2 rRNA genes are annotated in these 3,449 nt (G+C 57.8%); both read left to right on the top strand.

Annotated features, from left to right (window positions below):
- Positions 1-230: 230 nt before the first annotated feature.
- A 16S ribosomal RNA gene (locus F2B26_RS15175) occupies positions 231-1,750 on the top strand.
- A 411-nt stretch (positions 1,751-2,161) separates the two neighbouring features.
- Positions 2,162-3,449 (top strand): 23S ribosomal RNA (locus F2B26_RS15170); the annotation flags it as partial.

The raw sequence follows: 3,449 nt of genomic DNA, 5'->3' as shown, positions 1-3,449 counted from the left end.
CGGATGCGCGTGTGTTGTTTGAGAACTCAACAGTGTGTCGAGAGTAGTCGATGCCGTTTGCTTGGTTGCTGTTCGTGGTGCTTGCTGTTGTGGCGGGTGTTGCGGGTGGTGGCTGGGTTGGTGTCGATGTTGCCGCCCCGTTGCTTGCGGGGTGGTGTTGTTGATGCCAGTTGATGTTTTTCCGTTTGTTCATGGCTCGCGGCTTTTGGGTTGCGGGTTGTGGTTGTTCATTAACGGAGAGTTTGATTCTGGCTCAGGACGAACGCTGGCGGCGTGCTTAACACATGCAAGTCGAACGGTGATCTCCAGCTTGCTGGGGTGATCAGTGGCGAACGGGTGAGTAACACGTGAGTAACCTGCCCTCGTCTTCGGGATAACTACTGGAAACGGTGGCTAATACCGAATATTCACTTCCTGTCGCATGGTGGGTGGTGGAAAGTTTTTCGGACGAGGATGGGCTCGCGGCCTATCAGCTTGTTGGTGGGGTGATGGCCTACCAAGGCGACGACGGGTAGCCGGCCTGAGAGGGTGACCGGCCACACTGGGACTGAGATACGGCCCAGACTCCTACGGGAGGCAGCAGTGGGGAATATTGCACAATGGGCGAAAGCCTGATGCAGCGACGCCGCGTGAGGGATGACGGCCTTCGGGTTGTAAACCTCTTTCAGCAGGGAAGAAGCGAAAGTGACGGTACCTGCAGAAGAAGCGCCGGCTAACTACGTGCCAGCAGCCGCGGTAATACGTAGGGCGCAAGCGTTGTCCGGAATTATTGGGCGTAAAGAGCTCGTAGGCGGTTAGTCGCGTCTGCTGTGAAAACTCGAGGCTCAACCTCGGGCTTGCAGTGGGTACGGGCTGACTAGAGTGCGGTAGGGGTGACTGGAATTCCTGGTGTAGCGGTGGAATGCGCAGATATCAGGAGGAACACCGATGGCGAAGGCAGGTCACTGGGCCGCAACTGACGCTGAGGAGCGAAAGCATGGGGAGCGAACAGGATTAGATACCCTGGTAGTCCATGCCGTAAACGTTGGGCACTAGGTGTGGGGTCCATTCCACGGATTCCGTGCCGCAGCAAACGCATTAAGTGCCCCGCCTGGGGAGTACGGCCGCAAGGCTAAAACTCAAAGAAATTGACGGGGGCCCGCACAAGCGGCGGAGCATGCGGATTAATTCGATGCAACGCGAAGAACCTTACCAAGGCTTGACATGCACCGGAAACTTCCAGAGATGGTTGCCCCGCAAGGTCGGTGCACAGGTGGTGCATGGTTGTCGTCAGCTCGTGTCGTGAGATGTTGGGTTAAGTCCCGCAACGAGCGCAACCCTCGTCCCATGTTGCCAGCGGGTTATGCCGGGGACTCATGGGAGACTGCCGGGGTCAACTCGGAGGAAGGTGGGGATGACGTCAAATCATCATGCCCCTTATGTCTTGGGCTTCACGCATGCTACAATGGCCGGTACAAAGGGTTGCGATACCGCGAGGTGGAGCGAATCCCAAAAAGCCGGTCTCAGTTCGGATTGGGGTCTGCAACTCGACCCCATGAAGTCGGAGTCGCTAGTAATCGCAGATCAGCAACGCTGCGGTGAATACGTTCCCGGGCCTTGTACACACCGCCCGTCAAGTCATGAAAGTCGGTAACACCCGAAGCCGGTGGCCCAACCCTTGTGGAGGGAGCTGTCGAAGGTGGGACTGGCGATTAGGACTAAGTCGTAACAAGGTAGCCGTACCGGAAGGTGCGGCTGGATCACCTCCTTTCTAAGGAGCTTCTTGGCTGGTTCGCTGCTGTAGTGGTGGCGGGTTGGTCCAGGGCCGCTTTCTGGGCCGTTCGTGCCTGGGGTGGTTGCTCAAGGGTGGAACATCGACTGCTCGGCTGGTTCTGGTGGTGTCTTGCTAGTACTGCTTCGTGTGCGCTGGTGGCTTCGGTCGTTGGTGGGTGCGGGGTGTGGAACGTGGGGTGGCGTTGGGGTTGGTCGGTTCGGCACACTGTTGGGTCCTGAGGCAACACCCGTGTGGTGGGGTCTTGCGGGCTGTCGGGTCCTTGTACCTGCTGGTGGTCTTGCCGTTGTTGGTGGGGTCGTTGGTGTGGCGGGGGTTGCTCGGTGGTGGCCGGTCGTTGTTTGAGAACTGCACAGTGGACGCGAGCATCTTTGTACTTGGTTTTTGTGGTTGGAAGTTTGTAAGAGCACAGGGTGGATGCCTTGGCACTAGGAGCCGAAGAAGGACGTAGCAGCCTGCGATAAGCCTCGGGGAGTTGGCAAGCGAACCGTGATCCGAGGATGTCCGAATGGGGAAACCCCGCCGCAGTCATGTGCGGTGACCCGTACCTGAATATATAGGGTATGTGGAGGGAACGCCGGGAAGTGAAACATCTCAGTACCGGCAGGAAGAGATATTCCGTGAGTAGTGGCGAGCGAAAGCGGATCAGGCCAAACCGTATACGTGTGATAGCCGGCGGGCGTTGCGTGTGCGGGGTTGTGGGACATGTCGGCCCGTTCTGCCGGACGGGCGAGCAGTAAGAAAGTGTGATCATAGTCGAAGGGTCTTGAAAGGCCCGGCACAGAGGGTGGTACCCCCGTAGACGAAATGGTTGCACCTGCTGATGTGGATCCCAAGTAGCTCCGGGCCCGAGAAACCTGGAGTGAATCAGCACAGACCACTGTGTAAGCCTAAATACTACCTAGTGACCGATAGCGGACAAGTACCGTGAGGGAAAGGTGAAAAGTACCCCGGGAGGGGAGTGAAATAGTACCTGAAACCGTGTGCTTACGACCCGTTGGAGCCTCCTTAGCAGGGGTGACAGCGTGCCTTTTGAAGAATGAGCCTGCGAGTTAGTGGTACGTGGCGAGGTTAACCCGTGTGGGGAAGCCGTAGCGAAAGCGAGTCCGAATAGGGCGACTCAGTCGCGTGCTCTAGACCCGAAGCGGAGTGATCTAGCCATGGGCAGGGTGAAGCGCGGGTAAGACCGCGTGGAGGCCCGAACCCACCAGGGTTGAAAACCTGGGGGATGACCTGTGGTTAGGGGTGAAAGGCCAATCAAACTCCGTGATAGCTGGTTCTCCCCGAAATGCATTTAGGTGCAGCGTCGCGTGTTCCTTGCCGGAGGTAGAGCTACTGGATAGCCGATGGGCCCTACCAGGTTACTGACGTTAGCCAAACTCCGAATGCCGGTAAGCTAGAACGCGGCAGTGAGACTGCGGGGGATAAGCTCCGTAGTCGAGAGGGAAACAGCCCAGACCACCAGCTAAGGCCCCTAAGCGTGCGCTAAGTGGGAAAGGATGTGGAGTTGCACAGACAACCAGGAGGTTGGCTTAGAAGCAGCCACCCTTGAAAGAGTGCGTAATAGCTCACTGGTCAAGTGATTCCGCGCCGACAATGTAGCGGGGCTCAAGCGCACCGCCGAAGCTGTGGCATTCATGCGTTAGCCCAGTCTCCTTGTGAGGCTCAGGTGCGTGGA

Origin of the sequence: Cellulomonas citrea, assembly GCF_009829685.1 — a bacterium.
GTDB lineage: Bacteria > Actinomycetota > Actinomycetes > Actinomycetales > Cellulomonadaceae > Cellulomonas > Cellulomonas citrea.
The sequence above is the reverse complement of the archived record's forward strand: the minus strand, read 5'-3'. Positions and strand labels throughout refer to the sequence as shown.